Genomic DNA, 1642 nt, shown 5'->3' with positions numbered 1-1642 from the left:
GGCGACGAGCGCTCGGCCGAGTACGGCGCACTGCCCGACGGCGTGGACGTGGCCGCGCTCGTCGCCCGAGCCTGATCACGACAACTGCCACCACCCCGCTGTCACCTCGGCGCTGTCACCACCGCGCTGTCACCGCCGCGGGGAGAAACGACACCGCCAGTTTCGCTATTCGGCTGACAGTCGCGTGAGGGAGGTCACAGACTGGAGGGACCCCGACAAAGAGGTGCAGTATGTCAATCGATGGCGATCCGCGCGATCCGGTCTACCGGCCGGGCCCGGCCCCCCTCCGCTCCCACCTGCCGATCCTGGGCGGGACCCTCGAGTACGTCGAGAATCCGCTGGCCACGATGGCCCGCCGGTACCGCGACCACGGGCCGGTCTCCGAACTGAGCTTCCTCGGCGCCACCTGGACCGCGCTGATCGGCCCCGACGCGTGCCAGATCGCCCTGCAGAACGCCGACAAGGCGTTCGCCAACGGCCCCGGCTGGGGATACCTCGTCGGCCCGTTCTTCGACCGCGGGCTGATGCTGCTGGACTTCGCCGAGCACCACCACTACCGGCACCTCATGCAGGAGGCGTTCACCCGCCCCCGGCTCGAGGGATACGCCCGTACCCTGGCCCCGCTGGTCGAGCGCGGGATCTCGAGCTGGACCCCTGACTGGGCGTTCGAGGTCTACCCCGCCCTCAAGTCGCACACGCTCGATCTGGCCACCGAGGTGTTCATGGGCGGCGCCGAATACGCCGAACCCGGGGAGATCGAGCGGGTCAACACCGCGTTCGTGGACTGCGTGCAGGCCGCCAACGGTTACATCCGCTCGACCGCTCCCCTGCAGTTCACCAAGTGGGGTCGCGCGACCCGCGGCCGGCGCCTGCTGGAGGAGTTCCTCCGGCGCCACCTGCCCGCCCGCCGTGCCAACCCCGGTGAGGACCTGTTCTCTGCCCTGTGTCAGGTGGCCGACGCCTCCGGCGGGATCGACGACGACGACATCATCAACCAGATGATCTTCCTGCTGATGGCCGCACACGACACCACGACCAGCACCGTGACCTCGATGGTCTACGAACTCGGGCGCGATCGGGAGTGGCAGGAGCGCTGCCGGCGGCAGTGTCTGGAACTGGGCCCCTCGCCGACCCTCGCCGAGCTGGAGGGTCTCACCGACCTGGACCTGGTGATGAAGGAGACGCTGCGGCTGCACCCGCCGGTGCCGGTGCTGGCGCGCCGGGCGGTCAAGGACACCGAGGTGCTCGGGGTGGCGATCCCCAAGGGACGGCTCGTCTCGGTGATGCCGCTCCTGTCGCACCACATGCCCGAGTACTGGACCGACCCGGAGATCTTCGACCCCGAGCGGTTCACCGAGGGCAGGCGCGAGGACAAGTCCCACCGCTACGCCTGGGAGCCCTTCGGCGGCGGGGTACACAAGTGCCTCGGCATGATCTTCGCCAACCTGGAGTCCAAGCTCGTCCTCAGCGCGCTGCTCCGGCACTTCGAGTGGTCGGTGCCGCTGGACTACGTCCCGCCCATGAAGAACGACTCGCTGCCGTTCCCCGGTGACGGGCTCCCGGTGTCCCTGCGGCCGCTCACGCCGGCCCGCACCGGCTGAGCCGACCCGGCGACTCGCCCGCCCGCGCGACCCGCCCGACC

At 70.0% G+C, this 1642-nt stretch carries 1 protein-coding gene; it reads left to right on the top strand.

Translation table 11 applies throughout. The annotated features are described in order from the left end of the window. Positions 1–230: 230 nt before the first annotated feature. Positions 231–1601 (top strand): cytochrome P450, encoded by a 1371-nt coding sequence (locus G6021_RS10150; protein ID WP_182641213.1) that lies wholly within the window; start codon positions 231–233, stop codon positions 1599–1601. The last annotated feature ends 41 nt before the right edge of the window (positions 1602–1642 follow it).

It is taken from the genome of Dietzia sp. CW19 (assembly GCF_014145265.1).
In the GTDB taxonomy this organism is placed as follows: Bacteria; Actinomycetota; Actinomycetes; order Mycobacteriales; family Mycobacteriaceae; genus Dietzia; species Dietzia natronolimnaea.
Note: the sequence above shows the minus strand (reverse complement) of the source record. Positions and strands in the feature narration are given on the sequence as shown.